Origin of the sequence: Actinomyces oris (assembly GCF_001937665.1) — a bacterium.
Taxonomy (GTDB): domain Bacteria; phylum Actinomycetota; class Actinomycetes; order Actinomycetales; family Actinomycetaceae; genus Actinomyces; species Actinomyces stomatis.
The window spans coordinates 1-26377 of the sequence record NZ_MSKL01000034.1 but is presented as its reverse complement, the minus strand read 5'-3'; the positions used below and the strand labels follow the sequence as shown (position 1 = coordinate 26377).

General features: G+C 68.4%; 29 protein-coding genes and 3 tRNA genes. 20 read left to right on the top strand and 12 right to left on the bottom strand.

Features of this window, described 5'->3' with window-relative positions; all coding sequences use genetic code 11:
* Positions 1-55: 55 nt before the first annotated feature.
* The 10 genes from BKH28_RS12630 (at position 56) to BKH28_RS12585 (ending at position 10382) form a co-directional block, all read left to right on the top strand.
* Positions 56-835, top strand: a complete 780-nt coding sequence (locus BKH28_RS12630) for a carbohydrate ABC transporter permease (RefSeq protein ID WP_256696027.1) — start codon at positions 56-58, stop codon at positions 833-835.
* Between the two features lie 170 nt (positions 836-1005).
* A complete protein-coding gene (locus BKH28_RS12625; protein WP_075419132.1) occupies positions 1006-1926 on the top strand; it encodes a dihydrodipicolinate synthase family protein in 921 nt (306 codons plus the stop codon).
* A gap of 176 nt (positions 1927-2102) precedes the next feature.
* Positions 2103-3143 carry an ROK family protein gene (locus BKH28_RS12620; RefSeq protein ID WP_075419131.1) on the top strand — a complete coding sequence of 347 codons (1041 nt, stop codon included), beginning with the start codon at positions 2103-2105 and terminating at the stop codon, positions 3141-3143.
* Between the two features lie 36 nt (positions 3144-3179).
* On the top strand, positions 3180-3929 hold the full coding sequence (locus BKH28_RS12615; RefSeq protein WP_075419130.1) for an N-acetylmannosamine-6-phosphate 2-epimerase: 750 nt from the start codon (positions 3180-3182) through the stop codon (positions 3927-3929).
* A gap of 202 nt (positions 3930-4131) precedes the next feature.
* A complete protein-coding gene (locus BKH28_RS12610) occupies positions 4132-4413 on the top strand; it encodes an HU family DNA-binding protein (protein WP_003783064.1) in 282 nt (93 codons plus the stop codon).
* A 264-nt stretch (positions 4414-4677) separates the two neighbouring features.
* Entirely contained in the window at positions 4678-5523 is an 846-nt protein-coding gene (locus tag BKH28_RS12605; protein WP_075419129.1) for an ABC transporter ATP-binding protein, read from the top strand.
* The gene (locus BKH28_RS12600) at positions 5499-7223 is read left to right on the top strand and encodes a transporter (RefSeq protein WP_075419128.1); all 1725 of its coding nucleotides are present in this window, start codon (positions 5499-5501) and stop codon (positions 7221-7223) included. The genes BKH28_RS12605 and BKH28_RS12600 overlap by 25 nt, the downstream gene beginning before the upstream one ends.
* Positions 7224-7363: 140 nt before the next feature.
* The gene (gene nagB / locus BKH28_RS12595) at positions 7364-8104 is read left to right on the top strand and encodes a glucosamine-6-phosphate deaminase (RefSeq protein ID WP_075419127.1); all 741 of its coding nucleotides are present in this window, start codon (positions 7364-7366) and stop codon (positions 8102-8104) included.
* Positions 8105-8196: 92 nt separating this feature from the next.
* Positions 8197-8562 carry a DUF3039 domain-containing protein gene (locus tag BKH28_RS12590; protein ID WP_075419126.1) on the top strand — a complete coding sequence of 122 codons (366 nt, stop codon included), beginning with the start codon at positions 8197-8199 and terminating at the stop codon, positions 8560-8562.
* Positions 8559-10382: a DEAD/DEAH box helicase gene (locus tag BKH28_RS12585; RefSeq protein WP_075419125.1), complete on the top strand. Its 1824-nt coding sequence runs from the start codon at positions 8559-8561 to the stop codon at positions 10380-10382. Before BKH28_RS12590 ends, BKH28_RS12585 begins: the two co-directional genes overlap by 4 nt.
* 42 nt (positions 10383-10424) lie before the next feature.
* On the opposite strand, the gene BKH28_RS12580 is transcribed toward BKH28_RS12585, so the two are convergent.
* A complete protein-coding gene (locus BKH28_RS12580) occupies positions 10425-11795 on the bottom strand; it encodes a nicotinate phosphoribosyltransferase (protein WP_075419142.1) in 1371 nt (456 codons plus the stop codon).
* Between the two features lie 80 nt (positions 11796-11875).
* Here BKH28_RS12580 and clpS point away from each other — a divergent pair, with 80 nt between their 5' ends.
* The 6 genes from clpS to BKH28_RS12550 all read left to right on the top strand — a co-directional run bounded on the left by clpS (position 11876) and on the right by BKH28_RS12550 (position 16637).
* Positions 11876-12211, top strand: a complete 336-nt coding sequence (gene clpS / locus BKH28_RS12575; protein ID WP_075419124.1) for an ATP-dependent Clp protease adapter ClpS — start codon at positions 11876-11878, stop codon at positions 12209-12211.
* Complete coding sequence (locus tag BKH28_RS12570) at positions 12211-12897, top strand: DUF2017 family protein (protein WP_075419123.1); 687 nt, start codon at positions 12211-12213, stop codon at positions 12895-12897. The genes clpS and BKH28_RS12570 overlap by 1 nt, the downstream gene beginning before the upstream one ends.
* Before the next feature lie 30 nt (positions 12898-12927).
* Entirely contained in the window at positions 12928-13791 is an 864-nt protein-coding gene (murI, locus tag BKH28_RS12565) for a glutamate racemase (RefSeq protein WP_218638028.1), read from the top strand.
* Positions 13788-14585 carry an MBL fold metallo-hydrolase gene (locus tag BKH28_RS12560; RefSeq protein WP_075419121.1) on the top strand — a complete coding sequence of 266 codons (798 nt, stop codon included), beginning with the start codon at positions 13788-13790 and terminating at the stop codon, positions 14583-14585. Before murI ends, BKH28_RS12560 begins: the two co-directional genes overlap by 4 nt.
* A 113-nt stretch (positions 14586-14698) precedes the next feature.
* Positions 14699-15112, top strand: coding sequence for a DUF3054 domain-containing protein (locus BKH28_RS12555; RefSeq protein WP_075419120.1), 414 nt, complete (start codon positions 14699-14701; stop codon positions 15110-15112).
* Between the two features lie 85 nt (positions 15113-15197).
* The gene (locus BKH28_RS12550; RefSeq protein WP_075419119.1) at positions 15198-16637 is read left to right on the top strand and encodes a L,D-transpeptidase; all 1440 of its coding nucleotides are present in this window, start codon (positions 15198-15200) and stop codon (positions 16635-16637) included.
* Positions 16638-16652: 15 nt separating this feature from the next.
* On the opposite strand, the gene rdgB is transcribed toward BKH28_RS12550, so the two are convergent.
* Both rdgB and rph read right to left on the bottom strand, forming a co-directional pair.
* Entirely contained in the window at positions 16653-17360 is a 708-nt protein-coding gene (rdgB, locus tag BKH28_RS12545) for an RdgB/HAM1 family non-canonical purine NTP pyrophosphatase (protein ID WP_075419118.1), read from the bottom strand.
* 3 nt (positions 17361-17363) lie between these two features.
* Positions 17364-18170, bottom strand: coding sequence for a ribonuclease PH (rph, locus tag BKH28_RS12540; RefSeq protein ID WP_075419117.1), 807 nt, complete (start codon positions 18168-18170; stop codon positions 17364-17366).
* A 153-nt stretch (positions 18171-18323) separates the two neighbouring features.
* On the opposite strand from rph, the gene BKH28_RS12535 reads away from it, so the two are divergent.
* Positions 18324-18617 (top strand): antibiotic biosynthesis monooxygenase family protein, encoded by a 294-nt coding sequence (locus tag BKH28_RS12535; RefSeq protein ID WP_070509922.1) that lies wholly within the window; start codon positions 18324-18326, stop codon positions 18615-18617.
* Between the two features lies 1 nt (position 18618).
* Here the strand turns inward: BKH28_RS12535 and BKH28_RS13915 are convergent, their stop codons facing one another.
* The 8 genes from BKH28_RS13915 to BKH28_RS12500 all read right to left on the bottom strand — a co-directional run bounded on the left by BKH28_RS13915 (position 18619) and on the right by BKH28_RS12500 (position 22249).
* Complete coding sequence (locus BKH28_RS13915; RefSeq protein ID WP_256696017.1) at positions 18619-19440, bottom strand: SMI1/KNR4 family protein; 822 nt, start codon at positions 19438-19440, stop codon at positions 18619-18621.
* 23 nt (positions 19441-19463) lie between these two features.
* Complete coding sequence (locus BKH28_RS13910) at positions 19464-19970, bottom strand: hypothetical protein (protein WP_256696014.1); 507 nt, start codon at positions 19968-19970, stop codon at positions 19464-19466.
* A 109-nt stretch (positions 19971-20079) separates the two neighbouring features.
* Positions 20080-20161: transfer RNA gene (locus tag BKH28_RS12525), tRNA-Leu, on the bottom strand.
* Positions 20162-20231: 70 nt separating this feature from the next.
* Positions 20232-20708, bottom strand: a complete 477-nt coding sequence (bcp, locus tag BKH28_RS12520) for a thioredoxin-dependent thiol peroxidase (RefSeq protein ID WP_075419116.1) — start codon at positions 20706-20708, stop codon at positions 20232-20234.
* Between the two features lie 155 nt (positions 20709-20863).
* The gene (locus tag BKH28_RS12515) at positions 20864-21088 is read right to left on the bottom strand and encodes a hypothetical protein (RefSeq protein ID WP_178388892.1); all 225 of its coding nucleotides are present in this window, start codon (positions 21086-21088) and stop codon (positions 20864-20866) included.
* Between the two features lie 282 nt (positions 21089-21370).
* Positions 21371-21446 (bottom strand) — tRNA-Lys (locus BKH28_RS12510).
* Between the two features lie 48 nt (positions 21447-21494).
* A tRNA-Lys gene (locus BKH28_RS12505) sits at positions 21495-21567 on the bottom strand.
* Between the two features lie 166 nt (positions 21568-21733).
* Entirely contained in the window at positions 21734-22249 is a 516-nt protein-coding gene (locus tag BKH28_RS12500; RefSeq protein ID WP_075419115.1) for a hypothetical protein, read from the bottom strand.
* A 190-nt stretch (positions 22250-22439) separates the two neighbouring features.
* Between BKH28_RS12500 and BKH28_RS12495 the strand changes: the two genes are divergently transcribed.
* Together BKH28_RS12495 and BKH28_RS12490 are read left to right on the top strand one after the other, a co-directional pair.
* Positions 22440-23360 carry an ATP-grasp domain-containing protein gene (locus tag BKH28_RS12495; protein ID WP_075419114.1) on the top strand — a complete coding sequence of 307 codons (921 nt, stop codon included), beginning with the start codon at positions 22440-22442 and terminating at the stop codon, positions 23358-23360.
* Positions 23361-23410: 50 nt separating this feature from the next.
* Complete coding sequence (locus BKH28_RS12490) at positions 23411-23785, top strand: YccF domain-containing protein (RefSeq protein WP_075419113.1); 375 nt, start codon at positions 23411-23413, stop codon at positions 23783-23785.
* A gap of 25 nt (positions 23786-23810) precedes the next feature.
* Here the strand turns inward: BKH28_RS12490 and BKH28_RS12485 are convergent, their stop codons facing one another.
* Positions 23811-25151 (bottom strand): amino acid permease, encoded by a 1341-nt coding sequence (locus BKH28_RS12485; protein ID WP_075419112.1) that lies wholly within the window; start codon positions 25149-25151, stop codon positions 23811-23813.
* Positions 25152-25323: 172 nt separating this feature from the next.
* Here BKH28_RS12485 and mmuM point away from each other — a divergent pair, with 172 nt between their 5' ends.
* Complete coding sequence (gene mmuM / locus BKH28_RS12480) at positions 25324-26301, top strand: homocysteine S-methyltransferase (protein ID WP_075419111.1); 978 nt, start codon at positions 25324-25326, stop codon at positions 26299-26301.
* Positions 26302-26377: the final 76 nt, after the last annotated feature.

Here is a 26377-nt window from a genome sequence, read left to right as displayed (position 1 = left end):
GCGACGTGCTGGTCGTGGTCCGTGGGGTACGGTGTGCGTTTACCTCATTCTCATCGTGGCTGCTTTTGTTGCAGTGTTCCCGCTCGTGTGGGTGGTCTCCTCATCCTTCAAGACCTCTCATGAGCTTGCACAGAATCCGTTGCAGCTGTTCTCGACCTCGCCGACGCTCGAGCACTACCGCAAGGTGATTGAGGAGATCGGGTTCTTGACGAATCTCAAGAACTCGCTGCTGATAGCGGGCTGCTCGACTGTCATCGCCGTCCTGGTCTCGTTGCTGGGTGCCTATGGGATCGTGCGATTCTTCCCCCGTGTTGGCAAGCAGCTGACCAAGCTTCTCATCGGCACCTACATGTTCCCGCCGATCCTGCTCGCCATCCCGTACACCATCACCATGGTGAAGCTCGGCCTCATGAACAGCTACTTCGGGCTGATCATCGCCTACCTCTCGTTCTCGATCCCCTATGCGATCTGGATGCTCATCGGCTTCTTCCAGACGGTCCCTGTCGGGGTGGAGGAGGCGGCCGCCGTGGACGGTGCCAGTCGGTTCCGGGTGTTCTGGCAGATCTCGGTCCCCATCATCCTTCCGGGGATCGTGGCCACTGCCGTCTACACCTTCATCAATACCTTCAACGAGTTCCTCTACGCGCTCCTGTTCATCACCGAGTCGGACAGGATGCCCGTCGCAGTCGGCCTCTACTCTCTCCAGGGGTCGGAGGTTCTTGACTGGGGAGCCATGATGGCTGCTTCGGTGATCGTGATCGTCCCATCGGTCGTGTTCTTCATGGTCATTCAGAAGCACATCTCAGGAGGGCTCTCGGAGGGCTCCGTCAAGTAGCGCCTCCCGGAGCCGGTCCCCGGTCCGCCTCCTGTCGCTCCGGTGCCTGTGACGTGAGTGATCGCACGCTCACAGGCACCGGGGTGGCGCCAACCGGGAGCATCTGCAACAATACCTCGTGACGTCAGATGTCAGACGTCCGATATCCTTTCAATGAAGAGAGTCACCACATGGACAACCGTTTCACCGGCGTCATCCCGCCGGTCGTCACCCCTTTCACCGCCGAGGGCGAGGTTGACTTCGACAGCCTGGACAAGGTTGTTGAGCACCTCATCGCCGGCGGCGTCAATGGCCTGTTCGCCCTGGGGTCCTCCGGGGAGGTCGCCTATCTCACCGACGCCCAGCGCGACGCCGTCATCGAGCGAGTCGTCAAGACTGCGGCGGGGCGCGTCCCGGTGCTCGCCGGTGCCATTGACACCACCGCCCACCGGGTCATCGACCAGGCCCGGCGGGCGGCCGCCCTCGGCGCCGAGGCGATCGTGGCCACCTGCCCCTTCTACGCGCTCAACGACGCCGAGGAGATCAAGGCTCACTTCCGCGCCATCGCCGCGGCCATTGAGGTCCCCGTCTTCGCCTACGACGTTCCCGTGCGTCTTGGCGGCGCCAAGCTCGGTTGCGACCTGCTCGTCGAGCTGGGCAAGGAGGGCGTCCTGGCCGGCGTCAAGGACTCCTCCGGCAACGACGTGGCCTTCCGCAGGCTGGTCGCCGCCAATGAGGCCGCGGGCCACCCCCTGGCCCTTCTGACCGGCCACGAGTGCGTCGTCGACGGCATGCTCCTGCTGGGCGCCGACGGCCTCGTCCCCGGATACGGCAACGTGGACCCGGTCCGCTACGCCGAGATGTGGAAGGCGTCCCGCGAGGGCGCGTGGGACGAGGTGCGCCGCCTTCAGGACGAGGTCTGCGCCGGCTTCGAGATCGTCTTCGTGCCCCAGGGGCGCTCAGCCGACGCGACCGGTATCGGCGCCTTCAAGACCGCCATGGAAGCGATTGGAATCATCGCCACCAACGAGATGGCCTTTCCCGTCAAGGCGCTCGAGGGTGAGACCAAGGACCGGGTCCTGGAGATCGTCAAGGCCCAGGGCCTCATCTGACGCCCCGACGGCTGCATGCCCGGCGGCCGCGACGTCGGTCGGTGCGGGCATGCAGCCGCCATGGCAGCACCGAGGCCTCAAGCCTCGTTCCACGCGGCCTCCTGCGGCCGCCCCTCATCCCTTCCCACTTCTTCCAACCCGGCGCGCCAGCGCCCAACGTCCCGTCGGAGAGCGTCATGAGCCAGGATGTCCTCCCATCCACCCCCCTCACTCCATCACCATCGCCGTCCGGCCGGCCTCCGCTTGTCGTCGGACTCGACCTGGGCGGCACCAAGATGGCCGCCGCACTGGTCGATGCCGGCGGAGCCCTGCAAGGACCGGTGAGCTCCTGCCCGACCCCGGCTCACGACGGTCCCGCCGCCATGCTCGACGCCATCAGCGGCCTGATCAAGAAGGTCGTCGAGGCGGGGACGCACCAGGAACCCGGCAAGGCCGCGCCGATCGCGGCGGTCGGGATCGGCACCGCCGGCGTCGTCGACGTCGAGCGTGGGACCATTCTGGCGTCCACTGACGCCATCACCGGGTGGGCCGGTACACAGGTCGCCGCCGGTGTTCAGGAACGGCTCGCCGCCCAGGGGCTGGGTGAGCTGCCGATCCACGTCGAGAACGACGTCGACGCCTACGCCGCCGGAGAGGCCTGGCTCGGCGCCGGTTCCGGGGCCGAGGTCGTTCTCATGGTGGCGGTGGGCACCGGTGTCGGAGGCGCCCTCGTCCTCGAGGGGCGGACCCGCAGAGGCGCCCATCACGTGGCCGGAGAGATCGGCCACGTCCCCGTTCCCGGGGCCCAGGGGGAGCCCTGCACCTGCGGCAGGACGGGGCACCTGGAGGGCATCACCGCAGGGCCGCAGATCCACCGCCGCTACCTGGCCAAGGGTGGAGACGCCGACGTCCCCGACGCCCGCGGGGTCGAGGAGCGCGCCGCTGCGGGGGACGGCATCGCGGCAGAGGTCTACCGCGACTCGGCGGTCTGCCTGGGCAAGGCTCTGGCCGGCCTGGTCACCGTGATCGACCCGGACATCGTCGTCGTCTCCGGTGGCCTGGCCCGCGCCGGCGACCTGTGGTGGGAGCCCCTGCGACAGAGCTTCGCCGCAGAGATCATCGCCCCCCTGGCCCCCATCAAGATCCTTCCCGCCACCTTGGGGACCACCGCGCCGATCGTCGGTGCGGCTCGCGGTGCCCTAGCCCTGGCCAGCAGCAACGACAACCACCGCCCGTAGCCGCTGGGCTCCGGCGCCATCAGACAGGACACACCTATGACCGAGCAGTCACCTTCACAGTCGTCGACGCAGGCGCAGGCCACCACGGCGGGGAACCGCCCCGTCCTGGAACGCCTCAAGGGAGGTCTCATCGCCTCCGCCCAGGCCTACCCGGGCGAGCCCATGCGCGACCCCCGCACCATGGACCAGGTGGCTCAGGCCTGCGTCGTCGGGGGTGCCGTTGGCATCCGCGCACAAGGGCTGGCGGACCTGGCCCTCATCTGCCAGCACGTCGACGTCCCCGTCATCGGTCTGTGGAAGGACGGACACGACGGCGTCTTCATCACCCCGACCCTCACCCACGCCATCGCTGTGGCCGCCACCGGCAGCCAGATCGTGGCGCTGGACGGCACACGGCGCCCCCGCCCCGACGGGCTGAGCCTGGCCCAGACCGTCGAGGGCCTCCGGCAGGCCCGCCCCGAGGTCCTCATCATGGCCGACTGCGGGTCCCTGGATGACGCCAAGGCCGCACAGGACGCAGGAGTTGACATCCTGGGGACCACCCTGGCCGGCTATACCGGGGAGCGTCCCAAGACCGACGGGCCCGACCTCGAGCTCGTCGACCAGGTCGCAGGTATCGCGGAGATCCCGCTGGTGGTCGAGGGGCGGGTCCACACTCCCGCGCAGGCGGCCGCCGCCATGGAGCACGGCGCCTTCGCCGTCGTCGTGGGGACCGCCATCACCCACCCGACGACCATCACCTCGTGGTTCGCAAGGGCGCTGCCCGGCGCCCTGTGGAAGGGCTGAGCGGAAGGGCGGGAGGAAACGGCGTCGTTCCGCGACTTGCTCCGCATGTGACAGATGTGACTGCTGTGGCGTAAATGTGCGAATTGTTACTCGCTACCCAGCGCGACACTCCGGTCTGACCTGACAAACCCAAGGTTTTATGCGTAGCGTTGCCAGAAGTGGCACCACACAAGGGTGTCCGTCCACGATCGAGAGGGAAGACATGTCCGTCAACCGCACCGAGCTCATCGCCGCCATCGCCGAGAAGGCTGGCCTGACCAAGACCGACGCCGACGCCTTCCTGGGAGCCTTCCAGGATGTCCTCGTTGAGAACGTCGCCAAGGGTGAGGCCGTGAAGATCACCGGCCTCATGGGTATCGAGCGCGTCGAGCGTGCCGCACGCACTGGCCGCAACCCCCGTACCGGTGAGGAGATTCAGATCCCCGCCGGCTACGGTGTCAAGGTCACTGTCGGCTCCTCGCTGAAGAAGGCTGTCGCCGAGTGATACGTGGGGCCGTGCCCCTGACGTCCTGATTCCGGCCCGTTGCCGCCCCGTCGAGGTGCGGCAACGGGCCGGAATCGTGTCTGCAGCTCCCGTGCCGTCCCCAATCCACGTCATTGCGCTTTCCGTCCCTTCTGGCGTCGGACGCCCGAGTCGGCCGCTCTGCCACTGATGATGCCCGGCGCGGTTCTCCGGGAGGATGTCAGGATCGGTGATCTCCTCCTTCCGGTGGAGTGCTGAATAGGAGGAGGCTTTTACAGTGGAAACATGTCTGCTTCCACATTCGAGGTGAATGCGCCCGACGGCACAGGGGCGGTTGCCGCACTGGCCGGGGCGTCCCCTGGTCCCGCCTCCGTTCCAGCACTTCAGATGATGGGACTGATCAAGGCCTTCGATCGCAAAGTTGCGGTGGATCGGCTGAGTCTCGACATCCCCGTATCCAGCTTCTACGGCATCGTCGGCCCCAACGGGGCGGGCAAGACGACCAGCCTGTCGATGGCCACCGGCCTGCTGCGCCCCGATGCCGGTCGGGTGCTGGTTCATGGTGTTGACGTGTGGGCGCAGCCGCAGCGGGCCAAGACCCTTCTGGGAGTCCTGCCCGACGGGCTGCGCACCTTTGATCGTCTCAACGGTCTGGAGCTCGTCACCTACTCCGGTCTGCTGCGCGGGCTCGATCGGGATGTCGTGGTGCCTCGGGCCACTGAGCTGGTCAAGGTGCTGGGGCTGTGGGACGCCGGGACAACACTGGTCGCCGATTACTCGGCGGGCATGCGCAAGAAGATCCACCTGGCCTGCGCCATGGTGCACTCGCCCTCCATCCTGGTCCTGGATGAGCCCTTCGAGGCCGTCGACCCGATCTCGGCCCAGACGATCCAGGCGATTCTGCGCGACTACGCCGCCGGCGGCGGCACCGTGGTCATCTCCAGCCACGTCATGGCCACCGTGCAGCGCCTGTGCGACCACGTGGCCATCATCAATGCCGGCCGGGTCGTCGCTGCGGGGACGACTGAGCAGGTTGCGGCCGGTGGGGACCTCGAGCGCCGCTTCACCGAGCTGGTGGGGGGCCAGGTGCGAACGGAGGGACTGTCGTGGTTGCGACCCTCGTCAAGCTGAAGTGGCGCCTGACCTTCAACGCCCTGACCAAGAACACCTGGGCCATCATCGGAACCGTGCTCGGGGCCCTTTACGGGCTGGGGACGCTCGGCATGGTGCTGACCGGCGCCGTCGGGCTGGGGCTGCAGGCCGCCCCCGAAGACATCATGCTGGTTCTCGGGTCTCTCGGGGCGCTGCTGGTGGCCGGCTGGGCCGTAGTGCCGCTGCTCGTCACCGGGGTCGATTCCACCCTGGACCCCCGTGCCATGGCGGCCTGGACCGCTCCGTCAAGAGGGCTGGCGCTCGGCCTGCTGGCCGCCGGAGCCGTTGGGATCCCCGGCTGCCTGACGGCTGCTGTCTGCCTCATTCCGGTCCTCACCTGGCTGCTGGCGGGCCAGGTCCCGGCTGCGCTCCTGGCGCTGCTGTGCGCTCCGGCAGCCCTGGCCACCTGTGTCCTGCTGTCCCGGATCATTGTGACGGCCGCAGGCATCTCCTCCTCACGCCGCGGACGTGAAACGACGGCGATCATCGCCTTCGTCGCCTTCATCGTGGTAACGCAGGCACCGAATCTGATTCCCCGCTTCCTCGGGGACGATCCCGCCGACTTTCTTGAACGGCTCAGGGGCCTCGCCCAGGCCATGGGCCTGAGCCCCTTCGGGTGGGCCTTCGCCGCGCCCGGTCTCATGGCCACCGGGTCCGTGCTGCCGGCGCTGGCGCTGGCGATCGGCGCGTGGATCCTTCCCGTGTGCCTGCTGCCTCTGTGGCAGCGCGTGGTGAACAAGGTGATGAGCTCTCCTGGTACGTCGCACTCCCGGATGCGGGCCTATGCCGCCGGCGGTGCGGGCTCCGACGCACAGCATCAGGGCCTGCCTGACGTACTGCCGTGGGCCCGCAGGCTCAGCGCGGCCCTGCCCGCGCCCGCCGCCGCTGTGGCGGCCCGCAGCCTGCGCTACTGGCGCACTGATCCCAGGTACCTGGTTCAGTTCCTGTCCGTCCTGATCTTTCCCGTTGCGCTTGTGATGACTCCTGCTCTCAACTCCAACCGATTCGCCGCCAGTGCCAACGGCCAGCCGGTGGAAGCCAGTCTCGCCTTCGGGCAGGCACCGGCCGCGCTGCTGTTCATGGCACCCGCCCTGGCCGTCTTCATGGGGTGGGCGCTCCATGACGACCTCGGTATGGACTCCACCGCCCTGTGGAGTCATATCAGCGCCGGGATCCGTGGGGCCCACGACCGTCTGGGGCGGGTGGTCGGGGCGGCCGTCTGGCAGGTTCCTGCGCTGGTCGTCATCGATCTGCTCATGGTCGCGTGGACAGGACGATGGGAAGCGCTCCCCGCCGTCACCGGCGCCTGCCTGGCCCTCTACGGCTGCGCACTGGCCTGGTCCTGCCTCGCCAGTGTCCTGCTGCCCTACGAGACGCTCGCCCCCGGGGACAGCCCCATGCGCTCGCGGACCTCGGGGACGGCCCTCCTGGCCGCGCTCATTCAGATGGCGGCGATCCTGCTTCTCCTCGCCGTGTGCTCCCCGGTCCTGGGGGCGGCGGTCTACGGTGTCGTCCAGGGGATGCCGCTGTGGGGGTGGGTGGCGCTCGTCGCGGGGATCGTGTGGTGCGGTCTGCTGCTGTGGGGCGGAGTCGTCTTCGGTGGTCGGATGCTGGACCAGCGAGGACCTCAGGTTCTCACCACGATCCGCAGCTGGCCGGGACACTCCCAGCCGGTGTGATCGCGCTGGTCACATCAACACAGAGTGATTGATTCTGACGAGTCGGGGTAGGATTGCTCTAAAGTCGCTCAAGCATGTAGCGGCTCTCAGAGATCAGTACACTCAGTGCACCCAGTCGTTATGTCAGAGAGGACATCATCGTGCAGCTTGTCATTCTGGATTCCGCGCAGGCGATCGCGCAGCGGGCGGCCGACGAGATCGAGGCGCTGCTCAAGGACAAACCGGCAGCCGTGCTGGGGACCGCCACAGGCTCCTCGCCCCTGCCTCTGTACGACGAGCTCACCGCTCGCTGCTCCGCCGGACGCCTCAGCTTCGCGGAGGTCACCGGATTCATGCTCGACGAGTACGTCGGCCTGCCCGCTGGGCACCCGGAGCGCTACGCCACCTTCATGGAGACCAATCTGCGCTCGCGCGTCGATATGCGCCCCGGAGCCCTCCACGGCCCGGATGCGCTGAGCGAGGACCTCGAGGCCGCCTGCCGGGACTACGAGGCGCAGATGGCTGCGGCCGGATACTGCGACCTGCAGATCCTCGGCATCGGCTCCGACGGGCACATCGGATTCAACGAGCCCGGAGGCGCCCTCGACTCGCGCACGCACCTCGGTGAGCTCCATGAGCAGACCCGCCGGGACAACGCCCGTTTCTTCGACGGTGACGTCGACGCCGTGCCCACCCAGTGCATCACCCAGGGGCTGGCCACCATCATGGAGGCCCGCAAGCTGGTCCTCATCGCCACCGGCGAGGGCAAGGCCGAAGCCATCGCCCAGCTCGTCGAGGGCGAGGTGAGCCCCCAGTGGCCGGCGACCGTCATGCAGCGCCACGACGACGCCCTCGTGCTGGTCGATCCCGCGGCCGCCAGCCGGCTCACATCGAAGCACTGACGAGGGCGTCGGGCTCTCCTCAGGCGAGAGCCTGCCCACAGGGGCGGGGCGGGCCACTGCCGGTGAGCACTGTCCGACCTACACTGGGCGGCATGACAGACGTCCTCGCCAGTGCCGATCCCGGATCGCCCGGAGCCCCGACCGACCCGGCCGCCGAGCCCACCCAGGGCGTCGGTACGGCTGTCCTGGAACGCGAGGAGCTCCAGTCGACCGACGACGGCGACGCCGACCGCTTCGCCCACTACGTCCGCAAGGACAAGATCGCCGCGGCCGCTGTCACCGGGCGTCCCGTTGTCGCCCTGTGCGGCAAGGTGTGGACGCCCGGGCGCGACCCGTCGAAGTACCCGGTGTGCCCCACCTGCAAGTCCATCTACGAGGAGATGCGCGGCGGGGAGGGCTCCGGCGACGGCAAGGGGCCACGCTTCCCCCGCTTCCCGTTCGGGCGAGGCGGTCGGTGAACGCCGCCCGCGGCGGCCAGGCGATCCACTCCACCCCGACACGAGCCTCGACGTCGGCGGCCCAGAACCTCTCCCCGGCCTACCCGCGCCGCGCCGCCTGGGGGACAGCCGGTTCGCTGCGAGCCTGGCAGGCCGCCGCACTGGGCCAGTACCTGGAGACGATGCCTCAGGACTTCCTGGCGGTGGCCACTCCCGGGGCCGGTAAGACGACCTTCGCGCTGCGAGTGGCTACCGAGCTGCTCAGCTCCGGGGACGTCCACAAGGTGACGATCGTCTGCCCCACCGAGCACCTCAAGTACCAGTGGGCCGAGGCCGCCGCCAGGGTCGGCATCCATATCGACCCCTCCTACTCCAACTCCCAAGGAGCACTCGGCTCGCGCTTCGACGGCGTCGCCCTGACCTACGCCCAGGTGGCCGCCAACGCCAACCTGCACCGTGCCCGCACAGACCAGGCCCGCACCCTGGTCATCCTCGACGAGATCCACCACGGGGGAGACGCCCTGAGCTGGGGCGACGCGATCCGTGAGGCCTTCACCCCGGCACGGAGACGACTGGCCCTGACCGGAACGCCCTTCCGCTCCGACACCTCCCCGATCCCGTTCGTGCGGTACAAGGAGGACGCCTCCGGGGCGAAGCGCTCCCAGGCGGACTACTCCTACGGCTACTCCGACGCGCTGCGCGACGGAGTCGTGCGCCCAGTGATGTTCATGTCCTACTCGGGGCAGATGCGGTGGCGCACCAAGGCCGGCGATGAGGTCGCGGCGCGCCTGGGCGAGCCCCTCACCAAGGACCTGGAGTCCCAGGCCTGGCGCACCGCGCTCGACCCGGCGGGGGAGTGGATCCCCGCTGTCCTGGCCGCCGCCGACCAGCGCCTGACCGAGGTGCGCCGCCAGGTCCCCGACGCCGGGGCCCTCGTCATCGCCTCCGACCAGGCCAAGGCACGCGCCTACGCCAAGCAGCTGCGCGCCATCACCGGCGAGGCCCCCACCGTGGTCCTCTCCGACGACAACGGCGCCTCCAGCCGCATCGAGGCCTTCTCCGCCTCCACGGACCGCTGGCTGGTGGCCGTGCGCATGGTCTCCGAAGGGGTGGATGTGCCCCGCCTGGCCGTGGGCGTCTACGCCACCTCCACCTCCACCCCGCTCTTCTTCGCCCAGGCGGTGGGGCGCTTCGTGCGCTCGCGGGCCCGGGGGGAGACCGCCTCGGTGTTCCTCCCGTCGGTCACGCCCCTGCTGGCCCTGGCCGGGGAGATGGAGGTGGCCCGCGACCACGTCCTGAGCCGACCCGACGCGGCGGCGCAGGAGGACTCCCTGTTCAGCCCCGAGGACCGGCTGCTCGCAGAGGCCAACAGGACTGAGAACGCCTCGGCCGAGCTGCTGCCCGGCTTCGAGGCCATGGACAGCCAGGCCGAGTTCGACCGCGTGCTCTTCGACGGCGGCGAGTTCGGCACCGGCGCCATGGTGGGCAGCATCGAGGAGCAGGAGTACTTGGGACTGCCGGGCCTGCTGGAGCCCGAGCAGGTGACCGCCCTGCTGCGCCAGCGCCAGGACAAGCAGATCGCCTCCCAGAAGAAGCAGGCCGCAGCCGAGGCGCAGAGGCGGAAGAACTCAGGCGTCGACGACGCCCGGCGCCGGGCAGCGGCCCGTAAGGAGCTCTCCCAGCTGGTGGCCGCGTGGGCCCGCCGGTCGAGCCAGCCCCACGGCGTCGTCCACAATGAGCTCAGGCGCGTGTGCGGGGGACCGGAGGTCGCGGCGGCCTCCACCGAGGAGATCGAGAAGCGCATCCAGACCCTGCGGCGCTGGTTCGTCGGCAAGCGCTGACAAGCAGCGCTGACCAGGGGCCGGAGGCGTCTCTGCCGCCGGTCAGCGTCGGGTGGCGCCTCGCCCGTCGAGGTCGACGTGGCGGGTCGGCAGTGCCGACTCACCGTCACTCAGACGCCAGGCGTCATAGGGGAGCTCGACGCGGGAAGCCCGGTGCCGCTCCGCCGCCGCGTTCAAGGCCTCCTTGCCGCGGTGCTCCTCGATGATCCGGCCCTCATCGACCAGGAGCACCTGAAGCGGCCGGGCGCCGGCCTGGCTCAACGCCGACAGTCCCTGGTCCTGCGAGCTGGAGGAGACCACCAGTTCCTCGGCGGCTGTGCCCTCGGAGGTGAGGATGCGGCCGGCCCACTTGCGACCACCCACAGTGGACTTGCCGCCAGAGGAGAACTTGGCGACCTCCTCCATAGTGCCATCGGCACCCTCGCGCTCCACCAGCTTGTAGACGAGCGCCGCGGTCGGGCGCCCCGAGCCCGTGACGAGCTTCGTGCCCACGCCGTAGGAGTCCACGGGGGCCGCCCCCAGTGCCGCGATGGCGTGCTCGTCGAGGTCGTTGGTGACGGTGATCCTCGTCGACGTCGCACCCAGGGCGTCGAGCTGGGCGCGCACCTTGAACGCCTCGGCCACCAGGTCGCCGGAGTCGAGGCGTACCGCCCCGAGCTCGCCACCGGCGGCGCGGGCCGCCTTGACCGCCCGCTCCACGCCGGTGGCGATGTCATAGGTGTCCACCAGGATCGTGGTGCTCGGTCCAAGACTGGCCACCTGCGCGGCGAAGGCATCCTCCTCCGTGTCGTGCAGGAGGGTGAAGGAGTGCGCCGAGGTCCCCACCGTGGGGATGCCGTAGAGGAGCCCCGCCTCCAGGTTGCTCGTTCCCACGAAACCGCCGACGACCGAGGCCCTGGCCGCGGCGACGGCCGCCTGCTCATGGGCTCGGCGCGCCCCGAAGTCCACGCAGGGGCGCCCGTGGGCGGCGATGGTCATACGGGAGGCGGCTGCAGCGACGGCGCAGTCGTAGTTGTAGATCGACAGGGCGAGGGTCTCCAGGATGCAGGCCTCGGCGAATGTGCCCTCCACGGTCAGCAGTGGGGAACCGGCGAAGTAGCACTCGCCCTCGGCGTAGCCGCGGATCGTCCCGGTGAAGCGGTAGCCGCGCAGGAAGTCCAGGGTCTCGTCGTTGACGACCCCGGTGCGGTGCAGGAAATCGATCTGGGAGGGGGTGAATGTGAAGGCCGCGATGGCGTCCAGCAGTCGGCCGGTGCCCGCGACGACACCGAAGCGGCGCGACCCGGGGAGCCTGCGGCCGAAGAGCTCGAAGACGCTGCGCCGTGAGGCGGCCCCCGATGCCAGTGCTCCCTGCAGCATCGTGAGCTCGTACATGTCGGTCAGCAGTGAGGTCGAGGCCGTGGACACGTCCATGGAGGCGGCGGTGGATTCGGCAGTGGGCATGTAGCTGTTCACGGGCACAACCTATCGCGGCTCACCGCTACCCTGGTGGCATGAGCGCCTCGTTGCCCGTTGCGGAACCGGAGACCCTGGAGGAGTCGCGTGTCCGTGCCCAGCGCCTGTGGTGCACTGTGGTCCACGACGATCCGATCAACACGATGAGCTATGTGACCTGGGTGTTCCACTCCTACTTCGGCTTCTCGCTGCCTGTGGCCGAGGCCCGGATGATGCAGGTGCACACCGCCGGCCGCGCCGTGGTCTCCCGGGGTGCCCGCGAGCGCATGGAGGTCGATGTCACGGCGATGCACGGCTACGGCCTGCGCGCCACCATCGAGCCCATGGGTGACGACGGTGACGCCTCCGCCGACGACTCCTCAGGAGGGCGGTGATGCGAGCCTTCCGCCGAGTCCCCGAGGGGCTGGCCTGCGGTCTTGACGACTGGGAGCGCGAGCTCCTCGCCAGGCTGGCCCTTGAGGTCCGGGCCCTTCTCCAGGCGGATGCTCCTCCCGTCGAGGGCACCGGAGAGTCTGAGACCTCGTCGTCGTCCCGACCCGACCCGGTACGCCCGGGGGAGAGCGAGCGGGATCGGGAGGTCCTGGAGGCTCTGGACTTCGACCTCGATCCGCCGACCAATCACGTTCACGCCGGTCGACCGGACGCGGACCCCGTCATCGCCGTCCTGCTTCCGCATGCCTCGGAGGATCCCATCACCTCGATGGAGGTCAGCAGCCTGACTCGTGCGCGTCTGCGGGGTGACAAGGTCGACCGCCTGGTGCGTCTGGCCGCCGAGCTGCGGGCGCCGTCGGGCCCCGGGGAAACGGTGCTCGTGGCCTCGGGCCAGGAGTCCGACTGGCTGGGGGCGATCAATGACATCCGGCTCGTGCTGGCCCAGCGCCTGGGCATCGAGTCGGCTCAGGACGCCGAGCACGTTCACGCAGTTGCCTTCCAGGAGGCCCCCGAGGAGGAGACGGATCGCGAGCAGTGGTACCGGGGGACGGCGCTCGTCTACGACATGGTCACCTGGTGGCAGGAATCACTGGTATCCGCGCTGTTCGGGGGCACAGGGCCCGCATAGTCTCGCGGTGTGAATGATGCTCCGATCGGGATGTTCGACTCTGGGGTCGGTGGCCTCACCGTCGCCCGTTCTGTCCTCGACCAGCTGCCCCATGAGCAGGTGCTGTACATCGGGGACACCGCCAACAGTCCCTACGGTCCTCGAGACATCGCCGAAGTCCGATCCCTGGCTCTGAGCATCATGGACGAGCTCGTGGACCGCGGGGTCAAGCTGCTCGTCATCGCCTGCAACACCGCTTCGGCGGCCGTCCTGCACGATGCGCGTGAGCGCTACACCCTGGGGCGGGGCGTCCCGGTCATCGAGGTCATCCACCCGGCGGCACGCACCGCGGCCCGAGTGACCCGCAACGGCAGGGTGGGCCTGATCGCCACCCGTGGGACGGTCGATTCGCGCGCCTATGACGACGCGCTTCAGGCCGTTCCCGGCGTCGAGCTCGTCTCACAGGCGTGCCCGCGTTTCGTCGAGCTGGCCGAGCGGGGGGTGACCACCGGCCCCGAGGTCCTCGACGTCGCCGAGGAGTACCTGGCCCCCATCAAGGCCGCCGACGTGGATACCCTCATCCTCGGCTGCACCCACTACCCCCTGCTGGTGGGGCCGATCTCCTACGTCATGGGGGAGGACGTGGCCCTGGTGACCTCCTCGGACGAGACCGCCAAGGACGTCTACCGGGCACTGGCCGGAAAGAACCTTCTGCGTGGGCCCGATGCCCCCGAGCCACGCCATGACTTCGCCTCCACCGGCGACCCGGAGGCCTTCTCCGGCCTGGCCAGGCGGTTCCTCGGACCCGAGGTCACCGCCGTTGAGCATGTCGCCTTCACCTCTGAGGCAGCTGGCGCCCCTGCCGAGCTGCCCCAGCCTCCCTCACCTCCCACCGCCCATCAAGGATCTGCATGAGACTCACGATTATCGGCTGCTCGGGATCCATGTCCGGTCCCCAGTCCTCGGCCTCCTCCTACCTGGTGCAGGCCGACGGAGTCGACGCCGACGGCGCGCCTCGCACCTACTCGATCGTGCTGGACCTCGGACCGGGATCGATGGGGCAGCTGCTGCGCCACCTCGATCCCGCCGAGCTCGACGCCATTGCAATCTCCCACTGCCACGCCGATCACATGGTCGACCTGGTCGGCATGCACGTCTACCGGCGCTGGCTGCCCACCGGGGCGCTCGGGCCGGTCGCCTGCCTGGGGCCCTCGGAGCTGTTGGAGCGCCTCCAGGGGGTTGACGGCGTCCCGCCGAGTGAGCGCTACGCCACGGAGTTCGGTTTCGTCACCGCCGTGCCCGGCAGGTCCTACAGCGTGGGTCCCCTGGTGATCTCCCCCTTCGAGGCGCTTCACCCCGTGGAGGCCTACGGCTACCGGATCGAGGGCCCCAGTGAGGAGGACCCCTCCCGGCAGGTCAGCCTGGCCTTCACCGGGGACACGGACTCCTGCCAGGGGATGAGCGACATGGCTCAGGGAGTGGACCTCCTCCTGGCCGAGGCGGCCTTCGTCGAGGGGCGCGACACCGTGGGCGGCATGCACATGACGGGGCGCCGCGCCGGTGAGCTCGCAGCCCAGGCCGGTGCAGGGCACCTGGTCCTCACCCACATCCAGCCCTGGACGGATCCGGCCGTGCCCCTCAAGGAGGCCGCAGCCGTCTACTCCGGTCCGTTGGAGGCGGCGACGGCGGACGCCGTCTGGGAGCTGTGAGCGCTGACGGGCACGATCGCCCCACCCAACGGCGAACGGTCTCCTTCACCCCGGCTCTTCCCGATGGGGTGGATTGTCCCTGGACCCGTGGCAGACGGACACGCTGGTGGTTGGTGGTTCCCGCGGACCTGGCGGCGGTGGCGCTCGTGGCCCTGTTCGGCGCCGCCTCCACCCGTAGCCTGGGGCAGGTACCCGCCTCCTTGTGGCAGGCGGGTACGGCCCTCGTCATCGCCTGGGGCGTGACCTGGCTCCTGCGACGCTCTCACCCCGATCATCTGGAGATGGCGCTGCCCGAGGGGCTCATCGTCGTGGGGACCAGCTGGGTGGTCTGGATCGCGTTACGCCATGTGGCATCGGCTTTCGACGACGTGTCCGCCATGGCCTCCTGGGCGGTGATGACCGGGGCCTTCCTCCTGGTGTTCCTGGGAGGATGGAGGTGGCTCTACGGCTACGTGCGCGCCCACGACTCCCTGACCCCTAAGCCTGTGGCGCGTCGCCTCGCCGAGCAGGAGCAGGACGGGAACTAGCCACGCGGCCGGCGGCTCCGACTCCTCTCGGCACCAGGGCACTGCCTTTATGGGATGACAACCCGGCTATTCGTACCTTTGCGCCATGCACCACTGCTCCAGCCGGCGTCGACCGCATCAGTGGGTCGGCGTCCTGATCGCCGTCACCCTCTTTCTGGGAGGAGCGGTGGGCGGGTCCGTCGTCTACGTCCACAGGCACGAGGGGCGGGCTCCGCGCGGAACCATCCTCATGGGGCAGGACGTGTCCGGAATGGACCGGCCGACCTTGACCGCGCTCGTGCTTCAGAAGGCCGCATCGGCGTCACTGACGCTGACCGTTGAGGGTACGCCCACCACCGTTCCGCTCTCCCAGATCGTCCAGATCGATGCCCGGGCCACCGTGGAGGCCGCCGTGTCCGGAGCGGGGTCACTGACGACTCACCTGCACGGCATCGTGGGGACACGGGAGGTGGCGGTGCGGTACACGATCAACAAGGAGGCCCGTGCCGCGTTGGTGTCTCGGCTGAGCAGCACGCTGCGCAATCACGTCGTCGAGCCGACAGTGACCTGGAACGAGGGCAGTGGCGGCTTCACCGCCTCACCGGGGAAATCAGGCGACGCCATCGACCCCAGTGACCTCGACTCGGCTCTCGACGTCGCCGCACGAGAGATGGCGGACCATGCCGCGCCGGTATCGATCCGCCGGACCGATCCCACGGTGAGCGCCCAGGAGGCGGCCTCGGTCGCGCAATCGGCAACCGCGCTGTTGGACGCCGAGCTCTCAGTGGCGATCGACGGCACAGCGCATACGGCCTCCAAGGCTCAGAAGGCCTCATGGATCGACTTCCCCGTCAAAGAGGGCCGCATCGTGCCGACGGTCTCGCATGAGAAGATCAAGGCCTGGGTGTCCTCGCTGAGCACCCAGGCGGAGCGGAAACCGGTCAACGCCATCAACGACGTCGACTCAGCCGGCACGGTGCTCCAGCTCGCCCGCCCGGGCAAGTCCGGAAGGAAGGCCGGCAACGTCGAGCCGGTGACGGCAGCGCTTGTCCAAGGGCTCGGTCAGGGCCGGAGCGTCAGCCAGCAGATCAGCTGGAACGAGGTGCCTCACTCCACCGAGAGCAGAGTGGTGCCCAACGGGCCGGAGCGCTTCGCCTACCAGGCCAAGGCGGGGGAGAAGTGGGTCGATGTCAACCTCACCGACTCAACGCTGACCGCCTATGAGGGCCAGCAGGTCGTCTATGGGCCGATCCTCATCAACCACGGCGGTGTCGGGCACGAGACCATCACCGGCACCTACAAGATCTATCTGCGCTACCAGACGCAGGACATGGGGTGCACTCCCGAGTGGCCCTACTGCGAACGAGGGGTTCCCTGGGTGAGCTACTGGCACAACAGCTACGCCCTCCACGGCGCCCCCTGGGTCAAGGAGTTCGGCATCGGGACGGACGAGTCCTCGCACGGTTGCATCAACATCCCGGTCGCGGACGCCCAGGCTATCTGGCAGTGGTCCGAGATCGGCACCACTGTGGTGACTCACTACTGACAGCGCGTTAGGGGCTCAGCCGACCAGGACGTCGGCCAGGACCGGTGCCAGGGCACGGAATGCCTGCCCCCGGTGGGAGATGGCGTGCTTGTCCTCAGGCGCCATCTGCGCGGTGGTGCGGCCCCGACCGTCCGGCTCATCCTCCTGGACAGGCACGAAGATCGGGTCGTAGCCGAAGCCCCCCTCGCCCAGAGGGGAGCCGGTCAGGCGCCCCTCCATGGAGCGCTCGATGGTGGTGACTCGCTCCGGCTGCCTGCCGGAGGCCGGCTGGACCAGGACCGCGGCACAGGTGAAGCGCGCCGTGCGATGCGGGTCGGCGACGTCGGCCAGCTGGTCCAGGAGCAGCTGAAGGTTCGCGGCGTCGTCACCGTGCCGGCCGCTCCAGCGCGCCGAGAAGATCCCCGGCGCGCCGCCCAGGACGTCGACGCACAGGCCCGAGTCGTCGGCGACCGCGGGCAGGCCCGTGGCCCGGGCCAGGGCTCGGGCCTTGAGCAGCGCGTTGTCAGCGAAGGACAGGCCGTCCTCCACCGGCTCGGGTGCCTTGAGGGAGGCGGCCGAGATGATGGAGCCGGGATCCAGCCCCGGTACGAGCGGGGTCAGGATCTGCCTCAGCTCGGCCAGCTTGCCGGCGTTGTGGGTGGCCAGGACGAGGCGGGCGCCAGCAGGCACCTGGACCCGGTCCGTGAGCGGGGCGGCGCCGTCGGCATCTGACGAGGCACTCACGGCTCAGGCCTCCGTGGGCTGGGACGAGGACTGCGAGGAGGACACGGTGAAGGGCTCACCGCTGGGGCCGGCCAGGGCTCGGCGCTGGAGCTCTGCCAGGCGGCTGTTGCCGGCGGCGGCCAGGTCGAGTAGCTCTCCCAGCTCGGAGCGGTCAAAGGGGGCGTGCTCGGCGGTCCCCTGGACCTCGATGAAGCGGCCGTCCCCGGTCTGGACGACATTCATATCGGTCTGGGCTCGCACGTCCTCCTCATAGGGCAGGTCGAGGCAGGGAACGCCGTCGATGATTCCCACCGAGATGGCCGACAGGGAGTCGGAGAGCACCGGCTTGCCGGGGCGGGCCTTGATGAGGCCGTGCTGCGTGCCCCAGGCGACAGCATCTGCCAGGGCCACGTAGGCGCCGGTGATCGCCGCGGTGCGGGTACCGCCGTCGGCCTGCAGCACATCGCAGTCCAGAGCGATCGTGTTCTCACCCAGCGCGGCGACGTCGATGATGCCGCGCAGGCTGCGGCCGATGAGGCGGGAGATCTCGTGGGTGCGGCCTCCGACTTTGCCCCGCACGGACTCCCTGCCGGAGCGTTCCGACCCGGCCCGGGGGAGCATGGCGTACTCGGCGGTCACCCAGCCCTCGCCACTGCCCTTGCGCCAGCGCGGAACGCCCTCGGTGAAGGAGGCGGCGCACAGGACTCGGGTGCGTCCGAAGGTCACCAGGACCGATCCCTCGGCGTGGTCGAGCCAGTGGCGGGTCATGGTCACGGGGCGCAGCTCGTCGACGGCGCGGCCGTCCTTGCGGGCGAAGGGGGCAGTTGTCATGGGCTCAGGCTACCCGGCGGCCATCGGGCCTCGGGTCGGCTCCGTACCTCGGGATGCTCGATGCCTGTAGTCCGCGACGGCGGTCAGGCGGTAACGTTCGTTGCGATACCTGCTTCCGGCCGGGAGCCGACGTAGACACCGAGGAGAACACCTATGACCTATGTCAACATCACCGCACTGACTTTTCCCGAGGGCGCCCAGGCCGAGATCGAGAAGCGCTTCGCCGCACGGAAGCGAGGCGTTGACGCCTCGCAGGGCTTTCAGGGCTTCGAGCTGTTGCGCCCGCTGGTCGGAGAGGACCGCTACTTCGTGGTGACCCGGTGGGACAGGCGCGAGGACTACGAGCGCTGGAGTGCGGCGCGGCCCGCCGGCGGGCACGAGGACGACAAGCGCCGGGGCATGAGCGTGGAGGTCCTCGGTTTCGAGGTCGTCCAGCACGAGGAGTGACTCAGGACGCCGGGGTGGGCGCCGTGACGAAGACCGACTCCGGCACGCCGTACCGGGTGTAGACGAGCTGACAGGAGTGGCAGGGGCCGAATGCCTTGGTCGGGGTCTGGATCTTCACCCGGGTGACGGTCTCGGGGAGGCGCTCGACGCCGAACTCGGCGGCGCTCTGCTCAAGCATCTTGTAAGCGGCATCGACCTGGTAGGACCACTGCGCGAACGCTCCGCCGCCGCGGATGGCGTGATCGAGCCAGGCCTCGTACCAGGAGATAAAGCTCGGTGCCACACGGGTGAAGCCATCGTCGCAGGCCCGTGAGTCCAGCCAGACGCTGCCGTCGTAGGGGCTCATGCGCCACTCGGCGCCGCAGCCGGCGTCGGCCAGGTGGATGCCTCCGTCGTCGGCCGGGTAGATGTCCAGCCCGTAGCCGGGGCCGGCGCCCGAGCCCGCGATGGTGCTGAGGAACCAGCGCAGGTCCTCCGGCAGCGAGAGTCCTGAAGGGAGGCTCGGCGGCCCCAGCCTCATGCCGTGGTGGCGGCCGCCGAGCCAGCCGGCTTCGCTGCCAGGATCGTACGAGGTCGCGGCGATGAGGTTGAGGGTGTGCTGAAGCCCGTCCCTGGTGAGGGGTGGAGCGGGCTCCAAGGGCATGAGCACCGACCACTCCCGGAGCATGCGGTGGCCGCCGGGCTCGGGCGGGATCGCGTCCAAGACGCTGCGTCCAGCGGGCCAGTCGGCGCCGGCGAGCTTGAACTCGGTGATCGAGTGGGGGCCGATGGCCGCGTAGCAGCCCAGTGCCACTGCCTCATTGGAGCGAGTGGCGGGAATCACGGGGCTGGCGAGTATCCGGTCGGTCAGGGCACGGGGCCACCCAGCCGCTGGCGGTAGGCCTCCACCTCCTCAATCGGCATATTCATGCTGCGGTCGAGGTGGCCGGTGGTCACCCGGTAGCGTCTGCCTCCCACCGTGGCCTCGAACTGCTCGACGTCGGGATTGTCAGAGTCGATGAGGTCCGGGCGGCCGATTCCGGTCAGGAGGACGGGGCCGAAGGCACAGGCCCAGTTGCATCCGGCGGCGACAACCGACTCCAGCTGACTGGAGCCGTAGCCGCTGGCCGTCACCAGGACCCGTCTGCTCCCGAAGGCGCCTCCACTGATCTGAAGGAAGATGAACGCGCCGTACGGCTTGTGGTCCTGAATCTCGTCAATGAAGCACTCGATCGTGGGAAGGCCCTCGCCCAACCGGACCGTCTGAACGCCTTCGATGACCTCGGTCGTGGCCCCTCGGAAGTGTCTGGCGATCGTCTGCGCCAGCACGACGTCGAAGGCGGGTGGCCCCTGATTGAAGGAGTTCTCTTTCATCGATGTCTCGGATCAGGTCGGCGGAAGGGGCAGGTGTCGGAGCAGACGAAGAAGGCAGGGCCTCCTGTCAGAGGAGGGAGACCCTCTTGGTGCTGGGAACTGAAATCTGTACGCGAGAAGGGACTCGAACCCTCACGCCCGAAGGCACCAGGACCTAAACCTGGGGCGTCTACCAATTCCGCCACTCGCGCTGTGCGGCGTCCACTCTACCGACTTCCATCCCGGATAGCAGAATGTGGCAACCGCTCCCGTGCGTTCGTATCACTCCACGCCGAGTGCGGCGCGCAGCCGCTTGACGTGACCCGTCGCTCGGACATTGTACTGAGCCAGCGTCACAGTGCCGTCAGGGGCCACTACCACGGTCGAGCGGATGACGCCGGTGTAGACCTTGCCGTAGTTCTTCTTCTCGCCCCACACTCCCCAGGCCTCCATGACGGCGTGGTCGGTGTCCGACAGCAGAGGGAAGGGCAGATCGTGGCGGTTGGAGAACTTGGCCTGCGCGCTTGCCGGGTCGGGGGAGATGCCGACGACGGTATAGCCGGCCGCCTTGAGCTCTGCCAAGGAGTCCCTGAAGTCGCAGGCCTCCTTGGTGCATCCCGGAGTGCATGCCTTGGGGTAGAAGTAGACGATGACGCCTTTGTTCGTGATGGAACGAAGGTCGTCAAGGGTCACTGTGCGGCCGTTCTGGTCGGGCAGGGCAAATTCCGGGGCTCGGTCACCGGCGACGAGCTGGGTCATGGGTCCTCCTCGGGCTCCTGGGCGAATGTGCTCATCCTCGCATCGCCTCCGGTGCCTGCGGCAGTGAATTCGAGGACTTACTTTCGTGATCTGGCAAACGTTCAGGACGCCGGTCGCACGGGACCCCTGCCCCATCTCCGGGTGATGCCTCCCGGTCAGGCGGCCTGGGCGAGCGTTCGCCGTGAGGCCTGCTGCGCCGCCTCCAGACGCTCCAGCGCTCGCTCGAGGCGCGAGGGGGAGGCCGTTGCCCCCAGCGAGGCGAGCTCTGCGCGTGCTGCGAAGAGCTCCCTGCTGGCCGCATCATCGGTTCTGGTGTCAGTGGCTGTCGTCCCGGCGGCCAGGGCGGACAGGGTGGTCATGGTGTGGATGTCGTGTGTCATACGTATCTCCTCATCTTCCTTCAGCGTCGTCGGCCCGATGGGGCCTGGGGCGCAGCGTGTATCGGAGCAGGGACGTACCTGCGGGACCGGCATGCTGCGGATCAAGAGTTCCGGTGCGGCGACTGGTCGGCGCCGCCGCATACTGTGGTCACGAGGGCGTGAGAACCGGTGAAACGGTGGCATTCTGAGAACTTCTCAGTGCGGAGGCGGTTGTCATCGACCGCCGTCATGCGCCTGCTGCAGTGCTTTCGGGGTCATCCCGGGCGAAGCGCGTGCCCTTCGTGGTACACCGCCAGGGACTTGAACCCTGAACCCGCTGATTAAGAGTCAGCTGCTCTGCCAATTGAGCTAGCGGTGCTCGGTCAATGGTGACCTGCTCTTCCTTCCCTATGGTCAGGAAGATTCGTACACCGCCAGGGACTTGAACCCTGAACCCGCTGATTAAGAGTCAGCTGCTCTGCCAATTGAGCTAGCGGTGCTTTCACCACAGCGATGTCATTCGACATGGCTCGCTGGGCGACGGAGGAATACTTTACGGATGGAGGAGGGCTTCGTCCAGTCAGGATCCATGAAACCAGGCGATTGTGCGGCAAGTCTCAAGGGGTGGCGAAGAGGTGAGCTGCTGCGCGCTGCCTGGCAGTCCGCTCAGTGCGACGGGCCGCCCTCGCGTTCCTGTCGGCGGCGGCGCACGTCGGCGGCACGAGCGCGGTCGCGCTTCGACATCGTGCCCCGCGGGGACCGCATCCTCGACGGTGACGTGCTTGAGGCGCCTCCGCCTGTCCGTGAGCTTCGGTCACGGCCGCTCCGCCCGGAGGGGGCGCCCTTGGGGCCATCGTCGTCCCGGTCGATGCGGCCGGTGCGTGACCACTGGTGGTACTGCTTCAGCGTGGCCGCCTGCTCCTCGGTGAGGCGGCGCCACAGGGGGAGGTCGAGCTTCTTGCGGTCACGCACGCGCGTGCCGAGGGTCCAGCCCGCCAGCATGACCAGTGCGACCACCATGCCGCCCCACATGCTGCTGCGGCCTTCGCGGGCGCCGGTGAGCAGTGAGACCGTTCCCCCGAGCAGGCCCGCAACGAGGATGGTCGCGACGACGATGGCGGCCATGGATGCCCAGTAGCGCTGCGCGGAGGTCATACGCGGCTTGCGGGTCTCAGAAGTCACCTCGGCATTGTGACACCCTCGCACACGGCGGCTGAGCAAGGCGTGGACGGCGTCGGGGTGTCGGAGGGCGTGGACGGATGCCTGCTGGCTGCTCCGACCAGTAAGTAGTCATGTCCGTTGGTGCGGGCGCGGTTCAGCGTCACACGTCTGTGGCTCTCGCCGTGGTGCCGTGCGCGGTAGCGTGGGCCGCATGAGCGACCCGATCGTGACGCTGGCGACCTGCGCCGACTTCCCTGACCTTGATGACGATGACCGCGGCCTGCCGGATGCCCTGCGTGCACGTGGCATCGAGCCGCGGATTGCCGTATGGGACGACCCCGACGTCGACTGGAGCCAGTCCGGCACGGTCGTGCTGCGCAGCGTCCGTGACTACGCCACCAAGGGCAACTACTCCCGGTTCCTCCAGTGGGCCAGGTCGGTGCCCAGGCTTGCCAACCATCCCGACGTCGTCACCTGGAACTCGGACAAGCACTACCTCACCCGCCTGAGCGGGTGGGGGGTTCCCATGATTCCGACGATGTGGCTGGAGCCCGAGGCCGGTTACTCCAAGCACCAGGTTCATACCCGTTTCCCGGCCCATGGTGACTTCGTCGTCAAGCCGGCCGTCTCCTCGGGTGGGCGCGGCACCGGGCGCTACACCGCCACCGACGCCTCCTCCCGGTCCGCGGCGATCAATGACGCCATGCACCACCTGCGCCGTGGGCGCACCGTCATGGTCCAGCGCTACCTCGAGGAGGTCGACCGCAAGGGTGAGGTCTCGCTGGTCTACTTCAACGGCGTGCTGTCCCACGCGGTGGAGAAGGCCCCGATGCTCCACCCGTCCTTCAAGTCGACCGACCAGATCCACGAGGAGATCGTCACGGCGCGCGAGCCCAGTGAGCAGGAGTGGCTCTGGGGTGAGCGGGTGCGCAAGGCCATCCACACGTTGATCAAGGAGGTCTCCGGGCGCGACATTCAGCTCCTGTTCAACCGTGTTGACGTCGTCGGGGACGGTCAGGGCGGCTTCTACCTCATGGAGGTCTCGCTGATCGACGCGGGCCTCTACCTCGGGGCGGCACCGGAGGCGCTGGACAACTTCGCCGACGCCATCGCCCAGCGCATCTTCTGGTGACCGCGCAGACGTGGGACCGTCGAGGCGTCTGGATGTGGTAGATAGGTGCCATGCGCACGCTGCTTAACATCATCTGGGTCGTCTTCGGTGGGTTCTGGCTGTTCCTCGGTTACGTCTTCTTCGGGCTGATCGCCTGCCTGCTCATCATCACGATTCCCGCGGGCGTCGCCTCCTTCCGTATCGCCGCCTACGTCCTGTGGCCCTTCGGGCGTGAGGTGGTTCCGGCTCCCGGGGCCGGTGCCATGAGCGGGATCAGCAACATCATCTGGTTCCTCATTGCCGGACTCTGGCTGGCCATCGGCCACGTCGCCACCGCCGCGGCGCAGGCCATCACCATTGTCGGAATCCCTCTGGCCGTGGCCAACATCAAGCTCATCCCTGTCACCTGCTTCCCCTTCGGCAAGCAGATCGTCGAGACCCGGTAAGACCTTTTCGGCCTCACCGCAGGCGTCATAGGCTGATGCGGCGGTTGGCTCCCCAGTAGCCCACGTAGCAGACCACGAGGAAGACGGCGGTGATCGCCAGGCCGCCGCGCTGCTCGGGGTCGAAGACGATGAGCAGGCACGATGCTGTCGACAGTCCCAGTGCGGCGATTGAGACCCACGGATACCCGGGAGCCCGGTAGGGCAGGTCCTCAAGGCTGCGGTCCTCAGCGAGCCAGCGCCGTCGGAAGGACAGGTGGCATGCGGCGATGACCGCCCACACCAGGACGACGGCGAGACCGGAGACGGACACAAGGACCAGATAGACCGTGGAGGCCGCATAGGCCGAGGTCAGCAGTGAGGCCAGCCCGCCGACCATGGACAGGCCCATTGCCAGTGCGGGTACCCCGTAGCGGTTGGTGCGGGCCAGGACCGTGGGCAGGGTGCCCTCATTGGCCAAGGACCACAGCATGCGTGTCGAGGCGTAGAGCCCTGAGTTCGCCGCTGACAGGATGGCGGCCAGGATGACCATGTTCATGAGGTCCCCGGCGTAGGGCACGCCGATTCTGGACAGGACCGTCACGAAGGGGCTCTCCTCGACCCCGGCCTTCTCCCAAGGGATCAGTGCTGCGATGACGATGATCGAGCCGATGAAGAAGATGGCCAGGCGGGCCAGGGTCGCCCGGATCGCGCGAGGAATGGTGGTGCCCGGGTCCTCGACCTCTCCGGCGGTGATGCCGATGAGCTCGGTGCCGGAGAAAGCGAAGTTGACGGCCAGGATCGTGGTGAACACCGCGCCGAAGCCGTTGGGGAAGAGGCCGTCCCGGTACAGGTTCGTCAGCCCCAGGAACGAGCGGTGCCCCTCGTAGGGCAGCAGCCCGACGATTGCGGCCGTGCCCAGAGCGATGAACGCAATGATCGCCGCCACCTTGATCCCGGACAGCACGGTCTCCGCCTCGGCGAAGACCTTGACGGAGACCATGTTGAGCACGAGGACCAGCGCGATGAAGGTAGCCGCCCACACCCATACGGGAACGCCAGGGAACCAGCCGTACATGATCATGGCCGCGCCGGTGAACTCACTTCCCAGGGCCACCGTCCACGTGAGCCAGTACAGGATGGCGGTGACGAAGCCCGTGGCAGGACCCAGGTACTGGCGGGCGTAGACATGGAAGGCTCCGGTGAAGGGCATCGCAACGCTCAGCTCTCCCAGGCACAGCATGACCAGGTAGACGATGACGGCGCCGATGGAGTAGGCCAGCACGGTTCCCAGGGGGCCGGCTTGGTGGATCGTGTTGCCAGTCGAGAGGAACAGTCCCGTGCCGATGACCCCGCCGAAGCTGATCATCATGAGGTGACGTCGGTTCATGCGGCGTTCCAGCGCGGTGACACGTCCCTGACTGTCGGGGCTGCCACGCTGGGACTGAGGGGGCGGGATGGGGGAGGTCGTCGATGAGGCGGCGGGCTCGCGGCGATGTGCAACCGGGTCCATGCCTGAGACGCTACCGGTGCCGCCTCGAGCCATCCGATACCGTGTCGCAATGCGAACGTTCTCGGTATCCGCCACATCTTTCGAGGGTGAACCGGTCCGGTTGTCTGATCTGCTGACGCGCGGCCCGGTCGTTCTGGACGGGGCGATGGGAACCGAGATCGACGCCCGTGGAGTCGACACCCGCAACGCGCTGTGGTCGGCGCTTGCGCTCACCACGGCGCCCGACGTCGTGCGCGAGGTCCACGCCGACTATCTGGACGCCGGAGCCCGCGTCATCACGACCAACACCTACCAGGCCACACTTCCGGCGCTGATCCGGTCCGGGGAGAATGCTGCTGGCGCCAGGGAGGTCATCGCAGCCGGTGCTCGTCTGGCCAAGGAGGCGGCCCGTCAATTCGGCAAAAAGTACCCCGAGGAGCCGCTGCTCGTAGCCGGAGGGCTCGGACCTTATGGGGCCTATCTGGCTGATGGCAGTGAGTACACCGGTGCCTACGACATCGACATCCCCGAGGATCCCCGTTTCCAGGAGGTTCATCTGCCTCGCATCGAGGTGCTGGCGGGGGAGGGGATTGACCTGTTCGCCCTGGAGACGCTTCCGCGCCTGGACGAGGCGCAGGCGCTCGTCGCCATGGTGAAGGGCCTCGCTCCGCAGGCCCAGTGCTGGGTCTCCTTCCAGGTGCGCTCCGACGGTGCCCATCTCGCTGATGGCTCGCCACTGGCCGAGGCGGCGGCCTGGGCCGCGCAGGAGGAGACGGTGGTCGCGGTCGGCATCAACTGCGTGGCCCCGGGTGTCGTCGGCCGAGCGCTGCCGGTACTGCGTGCGGCTACCGGTAAGCCACTGGTGGCTTATCCCAATGCCGGCGATCTCTACGACCCGGTGACCAAGACCTGGCAGTCCGCAGGCGAAGGAATGGGAATCCCGGCGCTGGCTCCCTCCTGGATCGACGCCGGGGCGCGGCTCGTCGGCGGTTGCTGCCGCACCCGTCCAGCCCAGATCTATGAGCTCGCTCGCGCGGTCTTCCCGTAGTCGCGTAGCCCTTCGACGTCTCCGTACGGTGAACTCAGTCCGGCGGTTGTCTCACCACGCCATTACTCTAGCGCTA